Source organism: Peptoanaerobacter stomatis, assembly GCF_000238115.1.
GTDB classification, from domain to species: domain Bacteria; phylum Bacillota; class Clostridia; order Peptostreptococcales; family Filifactoraceae; genus Peptoanaerobacter; species Peptoanaerobacter stomatis.
In genome coordinates this window covers 170,192-193,583 of sequence record NZ_JH414547.1, presented here as the reverse complement: position 1 = coordinate 193,583, position 23,392 = coordinate 170,192, and the positions used below count along the sequence as shown (strand labels likewise).

The following is a 23,392-nucleotide window of genomic DNA, read 5'->3' as shown; positions in this document are numbered from 1 at the left end:
TCCTTTCTTAAAGATTTAAATATTTTTTCAATTTTTAATATTTACATTCAGATAATTAAAAACAAAAACTACTCTATAATTGTAATATGTATGAAAAATAATGTCAAGAAAAGGTTATAAAATTATAGCTAAAAATATATTTTCGCCTATAATTTTACACCTTAAAAAATATTTTTTATTTTATAGGAATTCAATTCTATGCTACATTTTATTTAATACCAAATTCCGTTAAAAATCACATCATTTTTTAAATTTTATATATTTATTATTTTGAAAAAGTATAATTTTTTTAAGGATATCTTATAATATACTTTTAATTAATGCTTAGTATAAACTAAGATAAACTCAAATTATTTTTGACAATTCAAAATATGTCTTTTCATCACATCTCGACTATCTCTCCCACGCTTAAAAAATATATATAGCTTTGCTTTACTTCTTTGTCAAATGCCTTGTTTATTGCTGTTTTATATAAATTTATCTGTTCCTTATACATTTTTGCATGCTCTTTCACATCTTCTTTCCTTACAGAATCCGTCTTGTAATCGAGTAGTACCAAATGATTGTCTTCTTCAAAAAACAAATCTATAACACCGCTTAGCAATGTACCGTCATAGCTGTCTATAAAAGATTCTTCCTGATATATATTTTGAGATTTTTTTATTCTCTTTCCTATATCTGATTTTATAAAGTTATATACTTGTTTCAAGTTTATAACTTCACTTTCTTCTTGTGTTATAAAATCCGATTTTATCATATCTGCAAGCTGTTTTTCCAAATCATCCGAAGTGTAGTCTTTTTTAAAATCTATATGCTGCAAGAATAAGTGATTTAGTGTTCCTATTTTTTCAGGTGTAAAATCATTAATTTTTTTATGATAATCGTAATCGAACAATTTTTCTACAATATACTTCGATTTAAGTTCAATATTTTTTTTCGCAAGAGATGTTACGGAAGTTTTAACCTGTTTTGTTATATAATCTTTGTATTCATAGTCATATGTGTATTTTTCTCTTATCAATTTTTTTTCTTCTTCACTTAGCGATATATTTTTAAGCATATCTTCAAATTTTTGTCTTAAATCTGTTTTTTCTTCTTCTGCCAATATTATATCTTTTATGTCTATTTCATTAAATTGATATAATTTAGTATTAGAAAAGTTATCTCTTATGTCATCAGCTATAGCATATAATATAAAATCTTGATAATTATTTATACTCTCCAAACCTTTTGGAAAAAAACCTGTTCTTATATTTTCAATAAGCTTATAATACGTCGCTTTGCCTATTGAATTTAATATTATATCATTTTTTGCTCTTGTAAGCGCCACATATAATATCCTTATCTCTTCTGCTCTTGCTCCTGATTCATATTCTGATAAAACAGCTTTTTTAGCAAGTGTTGGCATATAATAATCATCTTGTATATCCACATAATTACTGCCTATTCCATATTTTGCATCAAGCAATATCGCCTTGTTTTTATCCTGCATATTGAATTTTTTTTGTAAGTCATTTATTATAACTATGCGAGATTCCAAGCCTTTTGATTTATGAATAGACATAAGTCTTACCAAATTTTGCTCTTTGGATATTGATTTCGGTGTTATGTCATCCGATTTATTTTTTAATATGGCATCTATATACATAAGGAAATGAAACAGAGATTTATTTTCGTTTTGTATAAACTCTCTTGCTTTTTCGTTTATTATCTCCAAGTTTTGAATTCTCATTTCTCCTTGAGGCATAGTTCTTATATAATCTTTGTACGAGCTGTCCGTCATAATATAATCTATGAATTCGTCAAGCTGCATATATCTTTCTATATCCGCATAATTTTCTATCTTTTTTATAAATTTTGCAATTTTTTCCGATAATTCATCTTGCACTTCTCTTGCATATTTAAAAAATATGTTATAAAAATATTTTTCTTTCATATCATAAATTTTTATCTTTGTTATATCGTCTATGTCAAATTTACCTATAGATGACAACAATACTGCAAGTAATGCTTCATCCTGTCTGATATTATCTATTATCTTCAAAAAATCTATGAACAATGATACTTCCAAAACTTCAAAAACGGCTTGAGAATAATCTATAAACAGAGGTATGTTATACTTTTTAAACACTCTTGAATAGATATTGACACTGCCTTTTAAAGAACGCTTTAAGATTATAATATCTCTGTAATTTATATTTTTTTTGCTGTTTATCATATCTATTATCTGTTTGGCTGTAAGCTCTGCCATAAGTTCTTCATCTTCAAAATCTGATATATCTATATCATTTTCTTTTTCGTAGTCTGAATACTTATTTTTTTCTTCAATATTTGTTAAGATATTTATTTTTACAGAGCTTTTCGGATAAAGTTTAAATTTTATATTTTCACTTGTCAGTTTTTTATTTTTTATGATTTCATAATTTTTTTTATATTTTTTTTTGTGATATTTGAGCCTTGCACTTTCATCGTATTCAATTCCTGCCACATCTTTTGTCATAATTTTCTCAAAAATCATATTACAAAAATCTATAACTCTACTACTGCTCCTAAAATTTTCTGAAAGGTCTATTTTTTTACTGTTTTCATCCGCTTTGTAAAGCTCATACTTATCTATAAATATCTGAGGTTCAGCCAACCTGAATCTATATATGGACTGCTTTACATCTCCTACAAAAAACAAGTTATCCTTGGATGCGATTTTTTGGATTATAGTGTCTTGCACCTCGTTGGAATCTTGATATTCGTCATAAAAAATATATTTATATTTTTGTTTAAGCTTATTTGCACAATCTTCATCGTTTAATATTTTAAGAGTTTGATGCTCCAAATCGTTAAAATCAAATATATTTTTTTCCAATTTTGCAACCATATATCTGTTTGCAAACTCCTCTACAAGTTTGCAAAGGCTCAATATTACAGGGTAATAATCCTTCATCTGCTTGGCATATATAGAAGTGGTTATATTATGTTTTTTCAACTCTTCAAATCCATATTTTTTTATATGATAATCTCTTATATTTTTTACTTTTTCAACTACACTCATATCCACGTCTTCATTTTTTCTAATGGGTTTAAGTTTAGTATATTTAAGTTGTGACACTTCTTTTATAAATAAATCATAATCTTTTTGCAATATTTGTTCCAAATATATCAGATTTTCCATATCTTGAATTAATGTTTCTTCGTATTTTAAATTTGCATTTTTACACAAACCTATTGCATTTTGAATTATACTTTTTAAACTTTCGATATTCAGCCTTATATCTTTTTTCATAACTGACATATATTCACTGTCATTTATATTTTTTATATTATATTTTTCCGCCTGTTCATAAAGCCATTTAATAGGCTCTTTTTTACTTTGAATGAAAGTATAAATCTGATATATTATATTTATAAGATAGCTGTCATCATTTTTTTTGGAATATATGTTTACCAAGTTCAAAAAATCTTCGTCCTGTGATTCATATTTCTCTTCAAATATTTCTTGTATAGTCTCGTCTTTTAATATGCTTATCACAGAATTATTTCCCAATGTAAAATTGGGATCTATATCCAATACTTCAAAATTTTCTCTTAAAAGACTTACACAAAATGCGTGCATTGTGGATATATTCGCTTGCCCTATAAGATCTATCTGGTTTTTTATATGTATATCTTTACCATTTTCTTGCAAATACTTATATAATCTGCTTTGTATTCTACTTTTCATCTCGTTTGCGGCCGATTTTGTAAATGTGAGTATGAGCATAGAATCTATACTTATTTTTTCTTTTATTAAAATATTAACTATCCTCTGCGTAAGCACTGCCGTTTTCCCTGAGCCTGCAGCTGCCGATACAAGTATATTTTTTCCTCTGGTGTTTATAGCGTCTTGCTGATTTATGCTCCACTTCATAACTTTTCCCCTATATAATTATCTTATACAAAAATTGATTTAAAAATATATTTAATCCATATTATAAACTGATATGTATTTTTTATCAAACATCTTGATGATTTTTATATGTTTTACACTAATTTCAATATAGAATAATAGATGATTCTATATTAAAAAATATATAACAGTATTATATTTTATTAAATTTGCATAGCACCTTTTCTATATCTTTCTATTGTAGTTTAGTATTGCAATATAGCCGAAGACATAAAAAAACACACCACATAGTTATATACTTGAAGACCGATATATAAAATGTAAGAGAGATATGCTTTAGATAGGCGTCTTGTATATCCCTCTTTACATCATATTAATTATCATTTTTACCTACACTGACAAGGCGCGCCGTTAGCTGTAGGTAACAAAAAAGCGTATGATGTAAAAATTAATAAACAGGATATACACACGCATAACTGAATCATATGTTTTAAATTATAATTTAGAATATATTTAGGGTAAGGACACCCGTAAAAATTTCAGGAGGAAAATAATATGATAATCAATCACAACATGATGGCAATGAACGCACACAGATCTTTAGGAGTAAATTCCGGAGGAATGGGAAAATCAGTAGAAAAACTATCTACAGGTCAAAGAATAAACAGAGCGGCAGATGATGCGGCAGGACTATATATATCAGAAAAAATGCGTTCACAAGTAAGAGGGCTTACACAAGCATCAAGAAACGCACAAGACGGTATATCAGCAGTACAGGAGCATTGGACGAAGTGCACTCAATGTTACAAAGAATGAGAGAGCTTGTAGTACAAGGTGCAAATGACCCTAATCAAGATGAAGACAGAGGAGCAATCCAATCAGAAATAAAGCAGCTTACAAAAGAAATACAAGATGTATCAAAAAAGACACAATTCAACAAACAAACGCTGTTAAACGGAGAATTTAAGGATAAAAAATTGCAAGTAGGAGCCAATCAAGATCAGGCGCTTAATATATCTATCAAATCTATGTCGGCAGGTGGAATAGGTATTGCAGATATAGCGGCGGCAGATCAAACAGCTTCTAAAACAGAAGGTGAATCTCTTGAAGATTGGGTGGATTTAGATGCCGCTTATGAATTCGATGTTACTATAAATGGAGTAACAAAACATATAACTATGAATGGTACTACTGAAAAGGATAAAAGCCATGCCCTTGCTAAAATAAATGCTGCATTTACAGGAATAGCAACTGCCACACTAAATGGTAATAAAATAAAAATAACAGCATCAGAAGTAGGAAATGGTTCCGTATAAATGAAAGCTACTGGCACATCATCAGCAGCTAAAGGTCTTAAAAAGGCTGTCGGAGTTGAAGCTGCTTCTTCTACTGACGGTAAAGACGAATTAAAAAAAGGTGATGTTGAAAAAGCATTGGTTGATGTGTCAACACATGAAAAAGCTAATGACTCTTTAGGTATTATAGATAACGCAATAAAAACAGTATCAGGACAACGTTCAGACCTTGGAGCAATCCAAAACAGACTTGAACATACAATCAAGAACTTGGATAATGCAGCTGAAAATACACAAGCGGCAGAATCAAGAATAAGAGATACGGATATGGCAAAAGAAATGAGCAAATTCACAAAAGACAATATATTGACACAAGCGGCTCAGGCAATGCTTGCACAGGCAAACCAATTACCGCAACAAGTATTACAATTATTGAGATAGTAATTAATTAAACATATTTTGGCATAAAAAGTAATTCAATATATGCTCCATATCTTGAAATAAATATGTTACAGCAAAACACACCTCAAGTATATAACTTTAGGATTTTTTAAAATTTTTTATTTTATTTTTTATATTCAAATTTCAACATATCTTCTTGTTTTCAAAATTATTTTTTATAAATTTTTATAAAAATTTTTTCTTATTTTATTTCTCTATTTTAATTTTTTTATTTTCTGTTTTCTTATTTTTCTACAAAACTTTTCAGATTTATGATAAATGCTTTTATTATATCAAAGACTTTTTACTTTTTATTCCCTACTTTTTTAATATCATCTTAAAAATCATATATTGAACTTGTTGCGTTACATGCCGTAAACAACTGTAAATATATCAAACTTCAGATTTAAAAAAACAGTTTTAACAATATTGTTTTTTACAATTACTTTTGGCAGTTTTTAAAATTGAATTATCGAATAAGTCTATTATGGCATATTAAATTTATTCATATATATTTTTATCGGTGTCGCAATAAACCTAACCTGCTGTAATGATTTTAGACGAATTTATCTATACATTCCACGGCTTTTCTTTTTTGCTCCATATGCGGGTGAATATACAAATTCAACGTTATATTTACCGATGAATGACCGAGCAGTTCGCTTACGGTCTTATAATCCACTCCGCTTTCTATCAGTCTTGTAGCGAATGTGTGTCTTAAAGCGTGAAAATTAATGTGTTCTATGCCTGTATTTTTGATAAATTTATCATAATAACTGCGATATGTTCTCGGCTCTATGTATTTTTTACTCCCTGTTAACAAATATACATCATCATCTTGAGGTTTATGTGATTTTAATATATTATATATTGAATTTGACAGTGGTATTTCTCGATTTGACGATTTGCTTTTCGGACTTGTTATCAGCACCTTGCTGTGTGACTTGTTTTTTGTATTTTTTATAAATATTCTTTGAATAGTTTTATTTACGGATAATATTTTTGTCTCAAAATCTATATCGCTCCATTTTAATGCACATATCTCTCCTATTCTCAGCCCTGTATACATACACAATAATATACCTAAATTTTTGTAGTTAAAATTAATATATATTTTTTGTGATATTTTTTTCTGATTTGTTTTTGAGAAAATTTTTATTTTTTTACTATTTTCTGCTTTCGGATATATTATTTGAATATCTTTATGTTCTATAATATTGGATTTTGCCGCATCTTTTAATGTAAGTTTTATTATTGACATTATATCTTTTATGCTTTTCAGTGACAATCCCGTTTTTTTATCTTTTCTTCCGTTTTTTGACAGTTCTATAACCATATTTTGCAATATGTCGCTTGTTATATCGTGCATATAATATTCTCCAAGTATAGGTATTATATGAGTTCTTATGGTGTTGTTGTATGTTGCATATGTCGATTCTTTTACAAGATTTTCAGCTTTTTTCAAATAATTTTCTAAATAATTCTTGTATTTTTGTCTTGTTTTCATTTATATTATCTCCTTTTCTTTATAGTGTTGCTTAATAAAATGATAGATAATTGTTTTTGTATACATTTTTATACAAACAAAATTTTCATTATTTTCATATAATGATTAAGTCTGCTTTTTAACAATATATGCTATTATTTTAAATTTTTTCTGTCATTTAATTAAATGAGACAATAATTTTGAAAACAGAAACATAAAAATACTATAAATATATAAAGAAAAATCAAATTTATACTAAAACCTGTTTAAAATTCCATACGACATTAAAATATAAAAAATGTGTTTGTTCAAAGGAGATTACTGACGTTATAGTACTGAAAATGTTCCTAATTGAATGTATCAATTCAGCATTTTATTTTATATACCTGTTTAATCATATAATAATACAAAATAAATTTTAGGAAAAATTGCAAAAATATAATCCATTAAAAAAAATGGATTATATTTTTGCATTGAAAATCTATTTTATCTTTTTTCCATCTACATATACAGATTGTATATTTCTATCATCTCCGATATATAAAAATCTTTGAAGTCTTTCTCTTACCGTCCTGTCATTACTGTCAGATAAACTATCGTCATCTATCACAAGAAAATCAACCTTATAACCTTTTTCAAATGAACCTACATCTCCGAAGAACTTTCCTCCGCCTTTTGTCGCCATATAAAATAATTGCTCGAACTTAAGCTGAGGATAAGTGTCGTCTATATGCACCCATCGCATATTTGACAATATAGAAGCCATTACTATCACTTTTCCCATAAAAATTTCGTGTCCTCCTGATACATCTGAGGCAAGTCCGACATTAACTCCATTTTTAAGCAATTTTGAAACAGGCGATATACCGCTTGATATATTTCCGTTGGAATATGGTGAATGTGCAACCATAGCCTGTTTAGATTTAAGCATTTGCATTTCATGTTCATCTGTCCATACACAATGTGCCATAACAGTATTCAAGTTATCTCTTAAAAGTCCGTATTTGTCATACACATCTACATAACAGTTACATTCAGGGTGCAATTCATTTACAAATTTTATCTCTCTTCTGTTTTCTGACAGATGTGATTGTATTTTTAAATCATACTTTTTTGCTATCTCTCCAAGCTTAGTCATTAATTCACTCGTACAAGAAGGTACAAATCTCGGAGTTATTATAGGTTTTATATTTTTATATTTGCCAATTGTATCTTCAACAAATTTAACAGTATTTTTTACGCTATCTTGTGTTTTTTCTATATAAAAATCCGGTGAATTTCTGTCCATATTCACTTTTCCAATATAAGCTCTAAGACCAGTTTTATCCATTAAATCCATAAGATATTCAGTGCTTCCATTATAAATACTGCCAAATACAACACTGCTTGTAGTACCGTTATTAAGTAACTTATTTACAAACTTTTCATAAGATTTTTGCGCAAATTCCATGTCTTTATACTTTGCCTCCTCAGGAAAAGTATAAGTTTCAAGCCAATCCATAAGTTCTTTATCTGCACCGAGCCCTATATTATTTATCTGAGGTGCATGGATATGTATATCTACAAACCCTGGAATTATAAGTTTTTTACTATAATCTATAACTTCATAATCATCATTTATTTCATTTGTTACACCTATGATTTTATCGTTTTCAAACAATAAGTATCCATCTTCAAAAATTTCAAATTTATCAGGAGAACTTGCATATATTATATCTCCTTTAACAGCATTTTTCATAATAAGGAATCTCCTAACTGTTCAAAAGGCACAAATAGTATCCTACCTGTGCCGTTTAACAAATCATTTCAAATCAAAATCTATATTTTTTATACCGAATAATTTTATATCTCCAACAAATTTTTACATAAAAATTATTTTACCTGCAAACAATATCGTCAATATATACATAACTATTGACGGTTCGCTGAATTTTTTTGCAAGTATCTTACATATAACGTATGATATTATCCCTACCATAACACCATCACCTATACTATATGTAAGAGGCATTATCAATATAGTTAAAAATGCAGGTATAGCTTCATCATAAGAAGAAAAATCAACATTTACTATATTTTCAATCATGAATAAGCCTACCATTATAAGTGCAGGTGCAGTAGCTGCTGACGGTATAGCTGTAAATAACGGTGCAAAGAACAAAGACACTGCAAATAATATTGATGTTACCATACCTGTAAGACCTGTTCTGCCGCCTTCAGATATGCCTGCTGCACTTTCTGCAAATGTAGTTATAGTAGATGTACCAAGCATAGCTCCTACTGTTGTACCTATTGCATCTGCTGTTAGTGCTTGACTTGCCTTAGGCAAATTTCCTTTTTCATCAAGCATACCTACTTTTGATGCTGTTCCTACCAACATTCCTATTGTATCGAACATATCTACGAACAAAAATGTAACTACACAGAAAAACATATCAAAACTTAAAAGTTCCGCTTGTGTTATTTGAGTAAATGCCATAGCCGTAGGTGCTACTGAAGGAGGCATGCCTATTATACTTTCTGGAAGTATAGTTACTCCAAGAGGTATACCTACCAATGTTGATGCTATTACAGATATTAATATTGCACCTTTTACATTCCATATAATTAAGAATGCACACAAAAAAAGTCCAAATATACATACTATTGCTGACGGATCTGTAAGGTTACCCAATTTTACAAATGTAGCCTCATCAGATACTACAATACCTGCAGATTTCAATCCTATGAATGCTATAAACAATCCTATACCTACTGATACGGCAGATTTCAAATTGAGTGGTATACAATTTACTATCGCTTCTCTGGCTTTTACAAAAGTTAACAATAAGAAAATTATACCTTCAATAAATACTGCTGATAAAGCAAATTGCCAGCTATGTCCCATTTGTAATACTACAACATATGTAAAAAATGCGTTAAGTCCCATACCTGCACTTAATACAAAGGGATAATTCGCATAAAGCGCCATAACAACTGTAGCTATTATACTGGCAAGAACTGTTGCTGTAAATACAGAACCTTTATCCATACCTGTAGCCTCAAGTATTCCAGGATTTACAGCTAATATGTAGGCTAATGTTACAAATGTAGTAAAACCTGCTATTACTTCTGTCTTTACCGTAGTACCATTTTCTTTTAACTTAAAAAATTTCCATAAAAAACCATTTTCATCATACATGACCTTTCCTCCAAATCATCTGCAAAATATTTATATCAGGTTGATAATTAACTTATTATAATTTTTTGACAATCACCCGCCTGATATAAATATAAAAAATTTATTTATTTTTAAATTTTATAAAATAATACTGTATTTATACTATATATCCATTTAAAATGCTATATAACTTCTTGTATTATATATTTTTTTGTGACACTTTGCAATATTTCATAGAGTATATGGATTTTTAAAATATTTTCAGTATTAAACAGTATTCAGTATAAATCAATAAGTTTTACAAAAAATTATTGTTCGTCATTTGCAATATTTATCTCTATTGCTTTTTCAACAGCATTTAATATATTTTCATATCCTGTACATCTACATAGATGTCCTGATATTTTTCTTCTGAGTTCATTTCTTGTATATCTTTTCTTTTCTCCTGCTATTGCTACTGCAGACATAATAAGACCGGGTGTACAAAAACCGCATTGAACTGCTGCTTCATCTATAAACGCCTGCTGTACAGGATGTAATTTTCCGCTATGATTTTTTAAGCCTTCTACTGTTATTATATTTTTTCCTCTTGCCCAAACTGTAAGGTATATACAGCTATCCATAGGTTCACCATCTATTAAAACAGTACAAGCTCCACATTCTCCAACTTCACACCCTCTTTTTATACTCGTAAGTCCTAATCTGTTTCTAAGAGTATCAAGCAAAGACTCTCTTTCGTCTATAGGTACCGATACATCTTCACCATTCACATTGAAATCAACAACTGTAAACACTCTCACCACCTCCTTTTACTATAGCTGCATTTATGTTTCTTCTTGCAAGCTCTCTTATTATATGAAGTCTGAAATCTTTTGACGCTCTCCAACTGTTTCTCGGATTTACATCTAAAGTGTAATTTTCATCTATTATTTTGATGAGATTATCTCCCACTTTTTGTCCTATCAATTTTTCTTCCAATTTAGGACTTCTTATAGGTGTAGGTGCAGCTACTCCATATGTTATTCTTACATCTTCGAGAGTTTTTTTATCTTCACTTAATTTAGTCATTATACAACATCCTAAAGTTGCTATATCCATTGCATTTCTCATGGCATACTTTATATAATTGCCTGTATAACCTAAATAATCTTCTTTTTTTATTTCAAAATGTGTCAATATTTCATCTCTTTGTCTTATAGTTTTTCCTGCCCCTACATAAAACTCACAAACAGGTACAACTCTTGTTCCATTTACACTTTTTAAATGGAGATATGTGTTAAGAGCCATTACACTTGTACAACTGTCTGCACTTGGCACTCCATTACATATGTTTCCTCCCATTGTACCTATATTTCTTATCTGAGGTCCTCCAACTTGACCAACAGCATAAGCCAAGAAATCTATATATTTATTTACTATCGGATCTTTTTCTATATTTGTGAAACTTACTCCTGATCCTATTATTATACTCTCATTCTCATCTATATATATTTTTTTCAACTCTTTTAAATTATATATGCTCACAAACGGAATATCAGTTAAATGCCCTTCTCTATTTTTGATAAGCACATCACTACCGCCATTTATTACTATAGCCTCTTTATCATCATACAGCATTTGTACAGCTTCATCTATATTTTGAGGCTCATATATTTTTTTTATATCATACATATATTAATCCCTCCTATTCTATTAAGCCATTTTTCTTAAACTCTTCAATAAGTTTTTGAGGATTAAGCGGCAATGAATTTATCCCAATACCTGTTGCGTGTAATACGGCGTTTCTCACAGCCGGTGCAAGTGTAAGCGTAGGTGGTTCTCCAAGGGATTTGTTGCCGTATGCTCCTGAAGGGTCATCAGTCTGCACAAATTCTACATGAAAATCAGGATGATCCATAGATGTAGGCATTTTATAATCAAGTAAATTTCCATTTAGCAATTTACCTTTATCATCATAGATATAATTTTCTCCCAGAACATATCCAAGTGCCATACTCATACCACCATGAACCTGTGCCTCCGCAAGCTGAGGATTAATAAGCTTACCACTGTCATGTATATTTATAACATCTAACACTTTTATTTTACCGAAATAACAATCAACTTCCACCTCAGCAAATGTTGCGCCGAAAGAATATGTGTTATTCTTGCAATCGTATGTTTCACAAGCGGTTATATGTTGACTTTCTTTTAAACTGTATATTGCCTCCATAGCAAAATCATGCATAGACATTTTTCTTGTTCCGTCTCTTTTTAACACTATATAATCATCTTTTATATCAAGATTTTCAGGTAAAAGATTTAATATTCTTCCTGCTCTGTCAAGAACTTTTCTTTTAAAAGATTCAGCTGTTTTTTTAATAGCTCCACCGCTTACATAAGTTTGTCTTGATGCGTATGCGCCTGTATCAAACGGTGTTACATCTGTATCTTGGAATGATACTATATGAACATTCTCAAGACTTATTCCTATAGTTTCCGCCGCCATTTGTGAAAATGCTGTATCAGCGCCTTGACCTATCTCTGTTGCGCCCATTTGTAACTGTACGCTTCCATCTTGATTAAGAGAAATATTTGCTGTTGCTGTTTCAAGAGATATAGGATAAACTCCTGTTTTGTAGCAAAATATCGCCATACCTACTCCACGTCTTTTATTAAGAGGTTCTTTTCCAAGAGTTTTTCTCTTTTCATCCCAATTTATATATTTTTTTCCGATATCTATACATTCTTGAAGACCGGTAGAATGACAAGTGATTGTGCTTAAATCCACATAACCCAATTTCATCATATTCTGCTCCCTTATTGATATAGGATCTATCCCAAGACTGTAAGCCATATCATCCATAAAAGATTCCTGCATAAAACAAGCTTGTGGTATACCATATCCTCTCATCGCACCTGCAGTTGCTCTATTCGTATAAACAGTATGAGCAGTACCTTCAAGCACTTTTTCATCTTGATAAAGCATACGTACAAGATTACCACAGTTTGCCATTATAGCATGCCCATGTGCAGCATAAGCTCCATTATCCGCTTTTCCATAGAATTTTCTGCCTATAAGTCTACCTGTCTTTGTTATGTATGCTCTAAAATGTCCTTGTATAGCATGTCTTGTTCTTGTAGAAGTAAAAGTTTCTTCTCTTGAAATCAAAATTTCTACTGCCTTTCCACCCAATTGTTGACATAGCCAAGCATTAAGCGGCTCATATAATACATCCTGTTTATTACCGAATCCTCCACCTATATACGGCTTGATTATTCTTATTTTTCCCCAAGGAATACCAAGCGCCTGACCACATACACGACGCATTATATGAGGTATTTGAGTAGATGATATTACAGTTATCTTTCCGTTTTCACCATAAGCTTTGGAAACAGGCAACTCTATATGACAATGTTGAACAGTTTGAGTTGAATATTTTTTATCAAAATAAACCAAATCTTTTTCATCTTTTAAATCATCGAAGTTTATTTCTCCAACCTTATAATTAGATTTAACTATTGTATTAGTAGGTCGTACCTCTTTATGAAGTACAGTTGCATTTTCATCAAGCGCAGAGTCTATATCCAATAAAGGCGGATATTCCTCATACTCAACTTTTACTTTTGCCACAGCTCTTTTTGCACTCACTTCATCTCTTGCAACTACAACAGCTATTTCATCTCCATAATACCTAACTCTCTCGTTTAATAATTTTCTATCCGATATATCTTGATGAGACGCTTCAACTGACCAAGGGTGTCCCGCTGTAGGAAACTGTATATCAGGCACATCAAAGCAAGTAAATATCTTAACAACACCTTTTACTTTCATTGCCTCTTCAATATCAATTGACAAAACTTTCCCATTTGCAATAGTGCTCCTAACAAGTTTTGCAACAAAACAGTTAGGTACCACTATATCTTCAGTATATTTGGCAACTCCGGTTACTTTATCATAAGCATCAACACGAGCTACTTTTTTACCAACTATCATACGAAAACCGTCCTTTCTAAAAATTTAACAAATATTTCTATAAAAACTGAACTTTAAATAAATTTTATTTATTCAATAATAAAAATTTGAACAAAAATATGTTTAAATAAATACTAATATTCATGTTTTAAAACTTTATGAATACGTTTCTCCTTAAGCATATACACACTTTAGCTCTATATTAAGTATATAAGTTAAATTCTACACAGTCAATATAATTAGTATTAAAAAAATATTGATGTAAATGTTTTTCGTATTTTTTTTATCAATTCGATAATCATTTTACTTTTTATATTGAAATTTAAATATTTATACTTTTATTCTTTTATTTTTTAAATTAAATTTATCAAAAAAATATTTATATCAAAATGATAATTTTTTTATTTTAAATGTTTATTTCAGTATAATATTTTTAATTTTGATAAAAGTGTAAAACATATTTCATTATATATAATAATTGCTTTTTATTCATTGTAATAGTATTATAATCTTATAAAACAAAAAACGGAGGTAAACTAATGAAATTTTATGATACGTTCATATTTGATTTGGACGGAACTTTACTCGATACCATAGGAGATCTTACAAATGCTGTAAATTATGCATTAAAAAATTATGATTACCCTCAAAAAACAATCTCTCAAATAAAAAGCTATGTAGGTGACGGTATAGCCAAACTCATAGAGCGTGCAATACCTCAAGGATTGGAAAACAAAAATTATAATGACGTTCTCAAACTTTTTTCAGATTATTACAACTCTCATTTAACTGACTGCACACATATATACGATGATATAATCACAGTTTTCGAAAAGCTTAAAGAAAAAAACTGTAAAATAGCCATAGTTTCCAATAAATCTGATAAATATGTAAAAATACTCTCAGAATATTTTTTCAAAAACTATGTAGATATAGCCATAGGTGAAAGCGAAAATATACGCAAAAAGCCGAGCAGCGACATGGCGGATTATGCACTTTCTACACTTGGTAAAAAAACAGATACTTCCGTATATATAGGTGACTCAGAAGTTGACATATTGACTGCAAAAAATTCATCTCTACCTTGTATATCAGTATCTTGGGGATTCAGAAGTAAAGAATTTTTAGAAAAAAACGGCGCAAATATAATTATTGACAGTCCGTTAGAACTTTTAAAATACATTTAAAACTAATATAAAAAAGGAAAAAATTTATGATAGGATTGATAGTCGCTTACTCAAAAAATCATGTTATAGGTATAGACGGTCATATGCCTTGGAATATACCTGAGGAGCTTGAAAGATTTAAAGAGCTTACAACAGGAAATGTGATAATAATGGGCAGATTGACACATAAAGATATAGGCAGAATACTTCCGAACAGAACCAATATAATAATCTCAAACACCGAAAAATTTGAAGGTGAAAACTGCTATACAGTATCATCTCTTGAAGATGCATTAAAAATAGCAGGAAATAGAGATACCTATATAATAGGAGGAGAACAATTGTTCAAAGACGCAATAGAATTTGTAGATAAAATGTATATAACTCTCATAGAGCAGGAATTTGAAGGTGACAGATATTTTCCTGATTTTGATGAAACCAAATTCAATATGATAGTTGAAAAAAATTTTTCAGGAGATATTTGCTACAAATACTTAACTTATATCAGAAAACAATAGACAAAAACAACAATTTATAATATAATCAAGGTCTATTGTATAAAAAATTGGAATTTGTAACATCATCACATCTAATGCACTATATATTTTTTAAACGTATAGTTTAAGTTACAATATAAGTGCAATACTTCAAAATAATAACTGCTTGTAAACAGATAATTTAATGTCCGAATGCTTACAAATTTCAGTTAGTGCTACTATAAAATAATGATTGTATAGAGGTGAAAACATTGAGCAATCTTATAATAGTCGAGTCTCCCGCAAAGGCGAAAACTATTGAAAAATTTCTCGGAAAAAATTATAAAGTAAAAGCATCTATAGGACATATAAGAGATCTTCCCAAGTCCAAACTCGGTGTAGATATAGAAGATAATTTCAATCCGAGTTATATAACAATAAGAGGAAAAGCAAGTATTGCAAACGAGTTAAAAAAAGAAGCCAAAAAATCGGAAAAAGTATTTCTTGCAACAGACCCCGATAGAGAAGGTGAAGCAATTTCATGGCATCTTGCCTATATATTGGGATTGGATGAAAACGAAAACAACAGGATAGAATTCAACGAAATTACCAAAGAAGCTGTACGAAATGCCATAAAAAATCCGAGAAAAATAGATAAAAATTTAGTAGACGCACAACAAGCAAGACGTGTGCTTGACAGACTTGTAGGCTACAAAATATCACCCATACTTTGGGCAAAAGTACGCAAAGGTCTAAGTGCAGGGAGAGTACAATCCGTAGCCACAAAAATGATATGCGATAGGGAAAGCGAAATAGAAAAATTTATTCCTCAAGAATATTGGAGTATAAGTCTTAACGCTCAAAATTCAAACAAAGAAAACATATCATTTGAATTGTCAGGAAATAAAAATAAAAAAATAGAAATAAAAAACGAAGAACAGTCAAGCAAAATATTATCAGACATAAAAGGAAAAAATCTGCAAGTAAAAAAAATAGAAAAGAAAAACAGAAAAAAAATGCCGTACAGACCTTTTACAACAAGCACCTTACAACAAGAAGCTGCAAATAAATTGGGATTTACCACAAAAAAAACAATGCAACTCGCTCAACAACTGTATGAAGGTATAAGTGTGAAAGGCAAAGGCACACTCGGTCTTATAACATATATGAGAACAGACTCTCAAAGAATATCAAGCGAAGCTCAGGCATTAGCAAAAGAACATATAACTTCAAAATATGGCAATAAATATTACAAATCTTACGGATATAAACAAACCGGAAAAAATGTACAAGATGCGCACGAATGTATAAGACCGTCACATATAGAGCTTGAGCCTATGGAATTGGAAAATTCACTCAATAAAGATCAATATAAACTATACAGACTCATATACAGCAGATTTATAGCCTGTATGATGCAAGACGCTCTTTATGAACAGCAAAGCATAAATGCCGATATAGATGATTACAATTTTAAAGCAAACGGTTCAAAATTACTGTTCGACGGTTTTTTGAGAGTATATGATTACAGCACAAGCGAAGAAAATATACTTCCGTCAGTTGAAGAAAACGAAATCTTAAAAGTAAAAAAAATATTACCTAAACAGCACTTCACACAACCACCAGCAAGATATAACGAAGCCTCTTTAGTAAAAACCTTGGAAGAACTCGGTATAGGTAGACCGAGCACATATTCATCTATAATATCCACAATTCAAGACAGAGGTTACGTGGAAAAGAAACAAAAAAACTTATTTCCTACCGAACTTGGAAAAGTAGTAACAAACTTATTAGAAGAATATTTCAAGCAGATAGTTGACCTTGAATTTACAGCAGACATCGAAGGAAAACTGGATACTGTAGCTGAAGGTAAAGATGCTTGGAAAGAAGTAGTATCAAATTTTTACAAACCTATAGAGCATGATTTGGAAATAGCAAGCAAAGAAATAGAACGTATAAATATGGACGAAGAAACAGACGAAGTCTGCGAGCTTTGTGGCAACAAAATGGTTATAAAACATGGAAGATTTGGAAAATTTATGGCTTGCTCAAACTATCCTGAGTGCAAAAATACTAAACCTATACTACAAAAAACAGGAATGAAATGCCCAAAATGCAGCGAAGGTGACGTAATAGTACGAAAAACTAAAAGAGGAAAAATTTTCTACGGCTGTTCATCATATCCAAAATGTGATTTTGTATCTTGGAACAAGCCTACAGGAGAATTATGTCCGCAATGTAACAGTCCTTTAGCTGAAGCCGACAAAAAATCAAAATATAAAATAGCCTGTACAAACAAAGAATGTAAATACAAAAAATAGAAAAATAAAACCGCCGATCCACCGACGGTTTTATTTTTATAATTATCCGATTAAACAACGGATATAATATTATATTCATCTAATACTATATACTATAGATATAAACAACTTAAACAATGTTAAACTTTTTATATTATCAAATTTTAAAATCTTAATTGGACGATATTATAAATTTCAAAACTTTTATCTATTTAGCATTTTGTTCTATCAATATATTGCCTGTTCCTGCATCTTTACCTGCGTTAAATTGATCCCAAAGCAGATCCATTGAAAGTTGTATTCCTTTTCCTTGGCTTAATGCATCATCATTATCCATATTTCTATTTGAAGCAATACCTGTTGTGTATTTACCTTGAGCATCCGGATCCATAGCTACACCTATGAATATATCCAATCTTTGATCTGTAGCAGGAGCACATTTTATTTCATTGTTTGTTAATGCAGTTTGAACATCAGCGCTTTTTAAAGCTGAAAGTCTTACAAAATCAACTCCACCAACATTAAATGTTTTATCTTTTCCTATAAGTTCAGCAAGTTTAAATGTAGGCTCGTCTACAATTGTTTCAGGTCTATATTGTTCTCTGTCTATGTATACAGCTACACCTATCATATCTTCCAAGTTACCTAAGTCTTTGCCATCAAGGTCTTTTACTTCAAATTTTATGTCACTTAATTTTGCAGCTATATCTCCAACATTTACTATATCACTACGGAATGCTTGTGCATATCCAGGATACATTTGATTAATTGTAAGCAATATTTTACCACTTGCATCTGTATTAGCTTGAGTGTAAGGACCAACTTTTTTCTTTATCGGAGCTTTATCAACTAATTCAGCATCAAAGTCAATATTGTTATAGCCTTTTGCTCTGTCTTTATAAGCATCTATGCTTCCTGGTTTAGCTATAATATTATAGTTGCTGGCACCTCTCATAAAGAAATGGTCATCTACATATCCTGGGTCTCCTATACCGTCTACTATACTCCAACCACCTTGTATAGTTTCATTTCCATATTGTGCATATAATCCCAAGTCTACGAATTGTACTCCAAAGTCTCCTGTTGTAGCTTTAGTTGTTACGTTTAGTGAATCTGTCCAATAAGCATAACCTGTACCTGCCAATACTAATGACAACGCTACTATACCGCCAATAAATGAATTTCTTCCCGGTCTTTTCATTTTCAATTCCTCCTATGTAAATTAAATTTTAATTATGGAAACTTTATATTATTTTTTTAGTTTCCATTTATGTGTTTACATTTAGAATTATAACTTAATTACATATATATTAAAAGCCACCAAAGACATATATTTACTTATTTTTTAGTGGTACTTGTTCTTCCACTAAAGTAGTAGTGTATAGTAAATCCAATTATTTTATACCTTGTTTTTCACTTTATTTTCACATATTTGTATTTATTTTATGTTTACTTCTTATTATTTATCACATATTTTTTAAATTTAAAACAAAATATGGTTCTTTGTCAATAGCGAAAGTGTAAAAACACCTTTACTATTGACAAAAAACCATTTATTATACAGCCTGAAATATTAATATAATCATATTGACTATCTCAGTTTAAATAATATTAGCTATTTGCAAAAAATTTACTGTACAGTAATATCCAAGTTGAAAATATATACATATTCTTTTGACAATATATAAAATTTTCCGTCTTTAGGAAGTCCGCTTTCATCTATGCTGTAAAGCACAGGCTCTCTAAGTTCTTCTGAAAGCGACAGCAAATCAATTATATCTTTAACTTTAAGTAATGTTTTTTCATTTTGACTCGGTATTTCTTCCACACATACCATTCTGCTACCGTATTTATGCATAATGTTCATGATTTTTGCAACCCAAAGCTCTTGCCCTGTAATATTTTTTGTAAAAAATTTTACAAAGATAAGCAGTATAAGCCCTAATAAGGCTATTAAGGGATATATGATGTATGACTTTATTTCTTGATGAACTTTTTCAGTCGATTTTTCAGTAATATCTCCTTTATCAACAGCCGGTTCATCTTTTTTTATTTCGTAAAACTTTTCATTTCCTATAGGGACGGATATTTTATATGAAAACTCTTTTTCTTCCGAATCTAAATTAAATTTGCCTTTAAACAGAATATAAAAGTCTTTTGCTGTTGCTCCTCCAAGTATATACTCTATTTGTTCCGCATATTGTCTGTATTCAGACGTCTTTATTTTCACGCTTCCGGTCATGGTCATATGGTCTGTTTGCTCTGCTTGTATTATTTTTGTATCAATAGGATAAATTTTCTCATATATTTTCTTTTTTTCTTCTCCGCCTGATTGATAGCCCTCTATAACTGCACTTATGCTGTATTCTCCTGACAGCATAACCTGTTTTGTCAGTATCGCCTCCGATTTAAAGTCTATATTGATAAAATTTGTAAGAATATCCGGATATAAAAGACCCTCATCCAAATATTCTTTATCAAAAACGGAATTGTTCAGCAAATATACTTTGTAATGAGAATCGGAGGTAATGTTATAGGAATACAAGCTTATATCTTTTTCTTCTTCATGAGGCATAACTTTTATAGCTGTAATTACTATGCCAACAATAAGCAATATAAAACCGAAAATATATAAAAACTTTTTTAATTTTTTATTAACGGCTATTCTTTTATCTGTATTTTTTTCTTCATTTTCTACAGTTCCAGAAATGTCTTCGTTTTTTTGAATTGAAATATCCTCGTTTTTTTGAATTTGTCCATTATTTTTATCTTTATCTATATTTTTCATTTGTTATCAATAACTCCCTCCGGAACTTCATCTTGCTCTTTTAGTATTAATACCGGCAGACCTGCTTTCGGCACTACTTTCACTATAATTCCTTTGACATCATTAGGCTGTACAATTATTTCATCAGGAGCTTTGTTGTTGTCTCCTTTTGTTTCAAATGATCTGTTGCCCGCCTCGTCGGTAATAACTTCTTTAATTCTGTGTGTTATGGTTATATCTTCACGTTTAAAATTTATTATATCTCCTTTTGAAAGATTATATATATCTTTTTCTTCTTTCATTTTTTCTATAAGCACAACATCTCCGGGATATATTAAAGGCTCCATACTTCCTGTAAGTATAACTGACGGATATATAGGAAACACTCCTACACAAAACCAAGAAAACATAGTTGCTGAAAAAAGAGAAATCAAATATAATATATTTTCTTTACCGCTTACAACAGTTTTTCCCTGATTACTGCTATGATCCATTATATATGTCATATACATACTCGGAAATGCTATTCCTATCGCACCTTCAACAATCCAAGGAAGTTCCGGCAAAACCGGAAAGCATTTTTGAAAAAGTTCTATTATCCCTATATATACGATGCTCGGCAAAATTCCGCCATAGAATACAAATGCCGACATAAGAGTATTTTTAGTTATTATAGGCGCTACATTCTTTATAAGATATATAAATAAATCACGATCTTGCTGTATAGTCTGTAATTTTGTAAAATTTATATCTGTCAGAATCATTATAAGAGTTGTAATAACTATCGCTATACGCCTGTATTTCATAGTCTTATATGCTGTAGCAAACGAATACAGTCTTATCATTTCTCTTGCCGTTAATTGTGGAAATATGTTCAAAATATTGAGAAGTGTGCCTATGGCTGATATATCATAAGGGCTCGCCTCAAGTTTTTTCATAAATACAGCCGATAAAAATTCAAGCGCCACAAATATTATGGCGCCGGATACAGCATATCCTAAAAGCGAGCCGTTTATAAAATTTTTGTTGGGCATATTTATCGCCGGTATGCAAAAGTATATTATACATATTATTAAGCTCCAGTATATAGGCGCCGCAAACGGCAAAGACAATATTTTTGTCTTAAAAAACGGTAAGGCGGATAGTATTATGCTGAGCAAGAGAAAGAATGTATAAACTTTATATTTTCTATCAGAATTTAAAAGTTTTTTTCTATGTTCTTTTTTCATTTTTATATGTCCTCTTGTTCCGATTTTACTTCCTCTTGTTGTTCAATATTTGCATTATTTTCTTCTATGTCCGTTTTATTGTCTTGTATATTATTGTTTTCTGTATTATTATTGTCATTTTGTTCTGCACTTATATTATTATTTTGTTCTATATTGCTATTTTGTTCTATACTCATAGTATTATTTTTTTCTATATTTACCTGTGTAATTTCATTTTTATTTTCTACAATTTCCAATTCCACTTTGTATATTACAGGTGCATCAAATTTTATCTTGAGTTCATCACTCCAATATCCCCATGATTTTATATTAAATAGAACTAAAAATATAATGATAATCAATAAAAGTCTTTTTTTAGTCATATCGCTTCACCTCCTATTTTGCAGAAGCTTTTTCTTCGGCTTCATTTTGAAACATACTGAAAGGTATCTCGCAGGAATATATCACTATAATACCGTTTCCTGCGGTGCTTACAAGTTCTTTTTCTTTTAAAGTAAGATTAATATTGTCTTCAAGTTCATTATTCCCTATCTTCAAATTTGTAGGTAATAACTTTAATTGTTCAATACTTTCTTCTTTCAGTTTGAGATATATCTCACCGTTCATATCGTCAATATCTTCTTTTACATCTTCTTTATCTGCATTTAAAGTTCTGTAAACTTCAAATTTCAAAGGTAGCATAAAATCTCGTCCGCTGTTTTTCAAAAAATATCCTATGCCGTCTTTTGCCAATATTGCATTTCTTGCCTTCATTTCCAAAATTTCGCCTTCTTTTGACATATCAAGTTTTGTAGGTTTTAATTTTGTAATCGTGCTTTCATTTGACGGTTCCAAAGGAAATTCTAATTTCAACATTTTCCCTTGAATCAACTTTTCTATCGGCAGTAATTCACCAAATAATATTTCAAGTTCTTTTTCTTTGTCCAAAACATTAAATTCGGCTTTTATAGGAGAAAAAATATTATCATCTGCATCTGTAATTGAAATTATATATTTTTCATCTTGTTGCTTATCAAATAATATATCCATTGCTCCTGTGCTTATCTGAGTATTAATTTGCAAATTTGAAGACCAGCTTGCATATGTAACGCCCAATGCCGATAAGCCGAAAAATAATATTAAAAAGACATACATTTTCTTAGAAAATTTTCTCACTTTGTTTTTCATATTCATCCTCCTCTTTCCTGTTATAATTTTTATGTATCCTGTAAATATGATGTTTTACTAAAATTCAAAT

16 protein-coding genes and 1 pseudogene are annotated in these 23,392 nt (G+C 30.0%); 5 read left to right on the top strand and 12 right to left on the bottom strand.

Features of this window, described 5'->3' with window-relative positions; translation table 11 throughout:
• Nucleotides 1-382: 382 nt before the first annotated feature.
• Entirely contained in the window at nt 383-3,901 is a 3,519-nt protein-coding gene (gene addA / locus HMPREF9629_RS02365) for a helicase-exonuclease AddAB subunit AddA (RefSeq protein ID WP_009524724.1), read from the bottom strand.
• A gap of 534 nt (nt 3,902-4,435) precedes the next feature.
• Here addA and HMPREF9629_RS12485 point away from each other — a divergent pair.
• Nucleotides 4,436-5,196 (top strand): annotated as a pseudogene (locus HMPREF9629_RS12485) (flagellin N-terminal helical domain-containing protein).
• On the top strand, nt 5,197-5,616 hold the full coding sequence (locus HMPREF9629_RS12065; RefSeq protein WP_009524721.1) for a flagellin: 420 nt from the start codon (nt 5,197-5,199) through the stop codon (nt 5,614-5,616).
• Between the two features lie 556 nt (nt 5,617-6,172).
• Here HMPREF9629_RS12065 and HMPREF9629_RS02350 read toward each other — a convergent pair.
• The 6 genes from HMPREF9629_RS02350 to xdhA all read right to left on the bottom strand — a co-directional run bounded on the left by HMPREF9629_RS02350 (nt 6,173) and on the right by xdhA (nt 14,238).
• Nucleotides 6,173-7,123 (bottom strand): tyrosine-type recombinase/integrase, encoded by a 951-nt coding sequence (locus tag HMPREF9629_RS02350; RefSeq protein ID WP_009524720.1) that lies wholly within the window; start codon nt 7,121-7,123, stop codon nt 6,173-6,175.
• 460 nt (nt 7,124-7,583) lie between these two features.
• A complete protein-coding gene (guaD, locus tag HMPREF9629_RS02345; protein WP_009524719.1) occupies nt 7,584-8,840 on the bottom strand; it encodes a guanine deaminase in 1,257 nt (418 codons plus the stop codon).
• Between the two features lie 123 nt (nt 8,841-8,963).
• Nucleotides 8,964-10,283, bottom strand: a complete 1,320-nt coding sequence (locus HMPREF9629_RS02340) for an NCS2 family permease (RefSeq protein ID WP_009524718.1) — start codon at nt 10,281-10,283, stop codon at nt 8,964-8,966.
• A 287-nt stretch (nt 10,284-10,570) separates the two neighbouring features.
• Nucleotides 10,571-11,056 (bottom strand): xanthine dehydrogenase subunit XdhC, encoded by a 486-nt coding sequence (xdhC, locus tag HMPREF9629_RS02335; RefSeq protein ID WP_009524717.1) that lies wholly within the window; start codon nt 11,054-11,056, stop codon nt 10,571-10,573.
• Nucleotides 11,040-11,933 (bottom strand): xanthine dehydrogenase subunit XdhB, encoded by an 894-nt coding sequence (gene xdhB / locus HMPREF9629_RS02330; protein ID WP_009524716.1) that lies wholly within the window; start codon nt 11,931-11,933, stop codon nt 11,040-11,042. The genes xdhC and xdhB overlap by 17 nt, the downstream gene beginning before the upstream one ends.
• Nucleotides 11,934-11,946: 13 nt before the next feature.
• Nucleotides 11,947-14,238: a xanthine dehydrogenase subunit XdhA gene (gene xdhA / locus HMPREF9629_RS02325; RefSeq protein WP_009524715.1), complete on the bottom strand. Its 2,292-nt coding sequence runs from the start codon at nt 14,236-14,238 to the stop codon at nt 11,947-11,949.
• A 518-nt stretch (nt 14,239-14,756) separates the two neighbouring features.
• Between xdhA and HMPREF9629_RS02320 the strand changes: the two genes are divergently transcribed.
• The 3 genes from HMPREF9629_RS02320 (at nt 14,757) to topA (ending at nt 18,180) form a co-directional block, all read left to right on the top strand.
• Nucleotides 14,757-15,404, top strand: coding sequence for an HAD family hydrolase (locus HMPREF9629_RS02320; protein ID WP_009524714.1), 648 nt, complete (start codon nt 14,757-14,759; stop codon nt 15,402-15,404).
• 26 nt (nt 15,405-15,430) lie between these two features.
• Entirely contained in the window at nt 15,431-15,901 is a 471-nt protein-coding gene (locus HMPREF9629_RS02315; protein WP_009524713.1) for a dihydrofolate reductase, read from the top strand.
• A 230-nt stretch (nt 15,902-16,131) separates the two neighbouring features.
• Nucleotides 16,132-18,180 carry a type I DNA topoisomerase gene (topA, locus tag HMPREF9629_RS02310; RefSeq protein WP_009524712.1) on the top strand — a complete coding sequence of 683 codons (2,049 nt, stop codon included), beginning with the start codon at nt 16,132-16,134 and terminating at the stop codon, nt 18,178-18,180.
• Nucleotides 18,181-18,367: 187 nt separating this feature from the next.
• Here the strand turns inward: topA and HMPREF9629_RS02305 are convergent, their stop codons facing one another.
• The 5 genes from HMPREF9629_RS02305 to HMPREF9629_RS02285 all read right to left on the bottom strand — a co-directional run bounded on the left by HMPREF9629_RS02305 (nt 18,368) and on the right by HMPREF9629_RS02285 (nt 23,322).
• Entirely contained in the window at nt 18,368-19,360 is a 993-nt protein-coding gene (locus HMPREF9629_RS02305) for a hypothetical protein (protein WP_009524711.1), read from the bottom strand.
• 429 nt (nt 19,361-19,789) lie between these two features.
• Nucleotides 19,790-20,947: a DUF5305 domain-containing protein gene (locus HMPREF9629_RS02300; protein ID WP_009524710.1), complete on the bottom strand. Its 1,158-nt coding sequence runs from the start codon at nt 20,945-20,947 to the stop codon at nt 19,790-19,792.
• The gene (locus tag HMPREF9629_RS02295; protein ID WP_009524709.1) at nt 20,944-22,155 is read right to left on the bottom strand and encodes a signal peptidase I; all 1,212 of its coding nucleotides are present in this window, start codon (nt 22,153-22,155) and stop codon (nt 20,944-20,946) included. Before HMPREF9629_RS02295 ends, HMPREF9629_RS02300 begins: the two co-directional genes overlap by 4 nt.
• Nucleotides 22,156-22,157: 2 nt before the next feature.
• Nucleotides 22,158-22,517, bottom strand: a complete 360-nt coding sequence (locus HMPREF9629_RS02290; protein WP_009524708.1) for a hypothetical protein — start codon at nt 22,515-22,517, stop codon at nt 22,158-22,160.
• Between the two features lie 13 nt (nt 22,518-22,530).
• Nucleotides 22,531-23,322, bottom strand: a complete 792-nt coding sequence (locus tag HMPREF9629_RS02285; protein ID WP_009524707.1) for a hypothetical protein — start codon at nt 23,320-23,322, stop codon at nt 22,531-22,533.
• Nucleotides 23,323-23,392: the final 70 nt, after the last annotated feature.

Bases quoted from the DNA above. Each gene is read 5' to 3' on its own strand.
- addA (WP_009524724.1), bottom strand. From the start codon at position 3,901: ATGAAGTGGAGCATAAATCAGCAAGACGCTATAAACACCAGAGGAAAA.
- HMPREF9629_RS12065 (WP_009524721.1), top strand. From the start codon at position 5,197: ATGAAAGCTACTGGCACATCATCAGCAGCTAAAGGTCTTAAAAAGGCT.
- HMPREF9629_RS02350 (WP_009524720.1), bottom strand. From the start codon at position 7,123: ATGAAAACAAGACAAAAATACAAGAATTATTTAGAAAATTATTTGAAA.
- guaD (WP_009524719.1), bottom strand. From the start codon at position 8,840: ATGAAAAATGCTGTTAAAGGAGATATAATATATGCAAGTTCTCCTGAT.
- HMPREF9629_RS02340 (WP_009524718.1), bottom strand. From the start codon at position 10,283: ATGTATGATGAAAATGGTTTTTTATGGAAATTTTTTAAGTTAAAAGAA.
- xdhB (WP_009524716.1), bottom strand. From the start codon at position 11,933: ATGTATGATATAAAAAAAATATATGAGCCTCAAAATATAGATGAAGCT.
- xdhA (WP_009524715.1), bottom strand. From the start codon at position 14,238: ATGATAGTTGGTAAAAAAGTAGCTCGTGTTGATGCTTATGATAAAGTA.
- HMPREF9629_RS02320 (WP_009524714.1), top strand. From the start codon at position 14,757: ATGAAATTTTATGATACGTTCATATTTGATTTGGACGGAACTTTACTC.
- HMPREF9629_RS02315 (WP_009524713.1), top strand. From the start codon at position 15,431: ATGATAGGATTGATAGTCGCTTACTCAAAAAATCATGTTATAGGTATA.
- HMPREF9629_RS02305 (WP_009524711.1), bottom strand. From the start codon at position 19,360: ATGAAAAGACCGGGAAGAAATTCATTTATTGGCGGTATAGTAGCGTTG.
- HMPREF9629_RS02300 (WP_009524710.1), bottom strand. From the start codon at position 20,947: ATGAAAAATATAGATAAAGATAAAAATAATGGACAAATTCAAAAAAAC.
- HMPREF9629_RS02295 (WP_009524709.1), bottom strand. From the start codon at position 22,155: ATGAAAAAAGAACATAGAAAAAAACTTTTAAATTCTGATAGAAAATAT.
- HMPREF9629_RS02290 (WP_009524708.1), bottom strand. From the start codon at position 22,517: ATGACTAAAAAAAGACTTTTATTGATTATCATTATATTTTTAGTTCTA.
- HMPREF9629_RS02285 (WP_009524707.1), bottom strand. From the start codon at position 23,322: ATGAAAAACAAAGTGAGAAAATTTTCTAAGAAAATGTATGTCTTTTTA.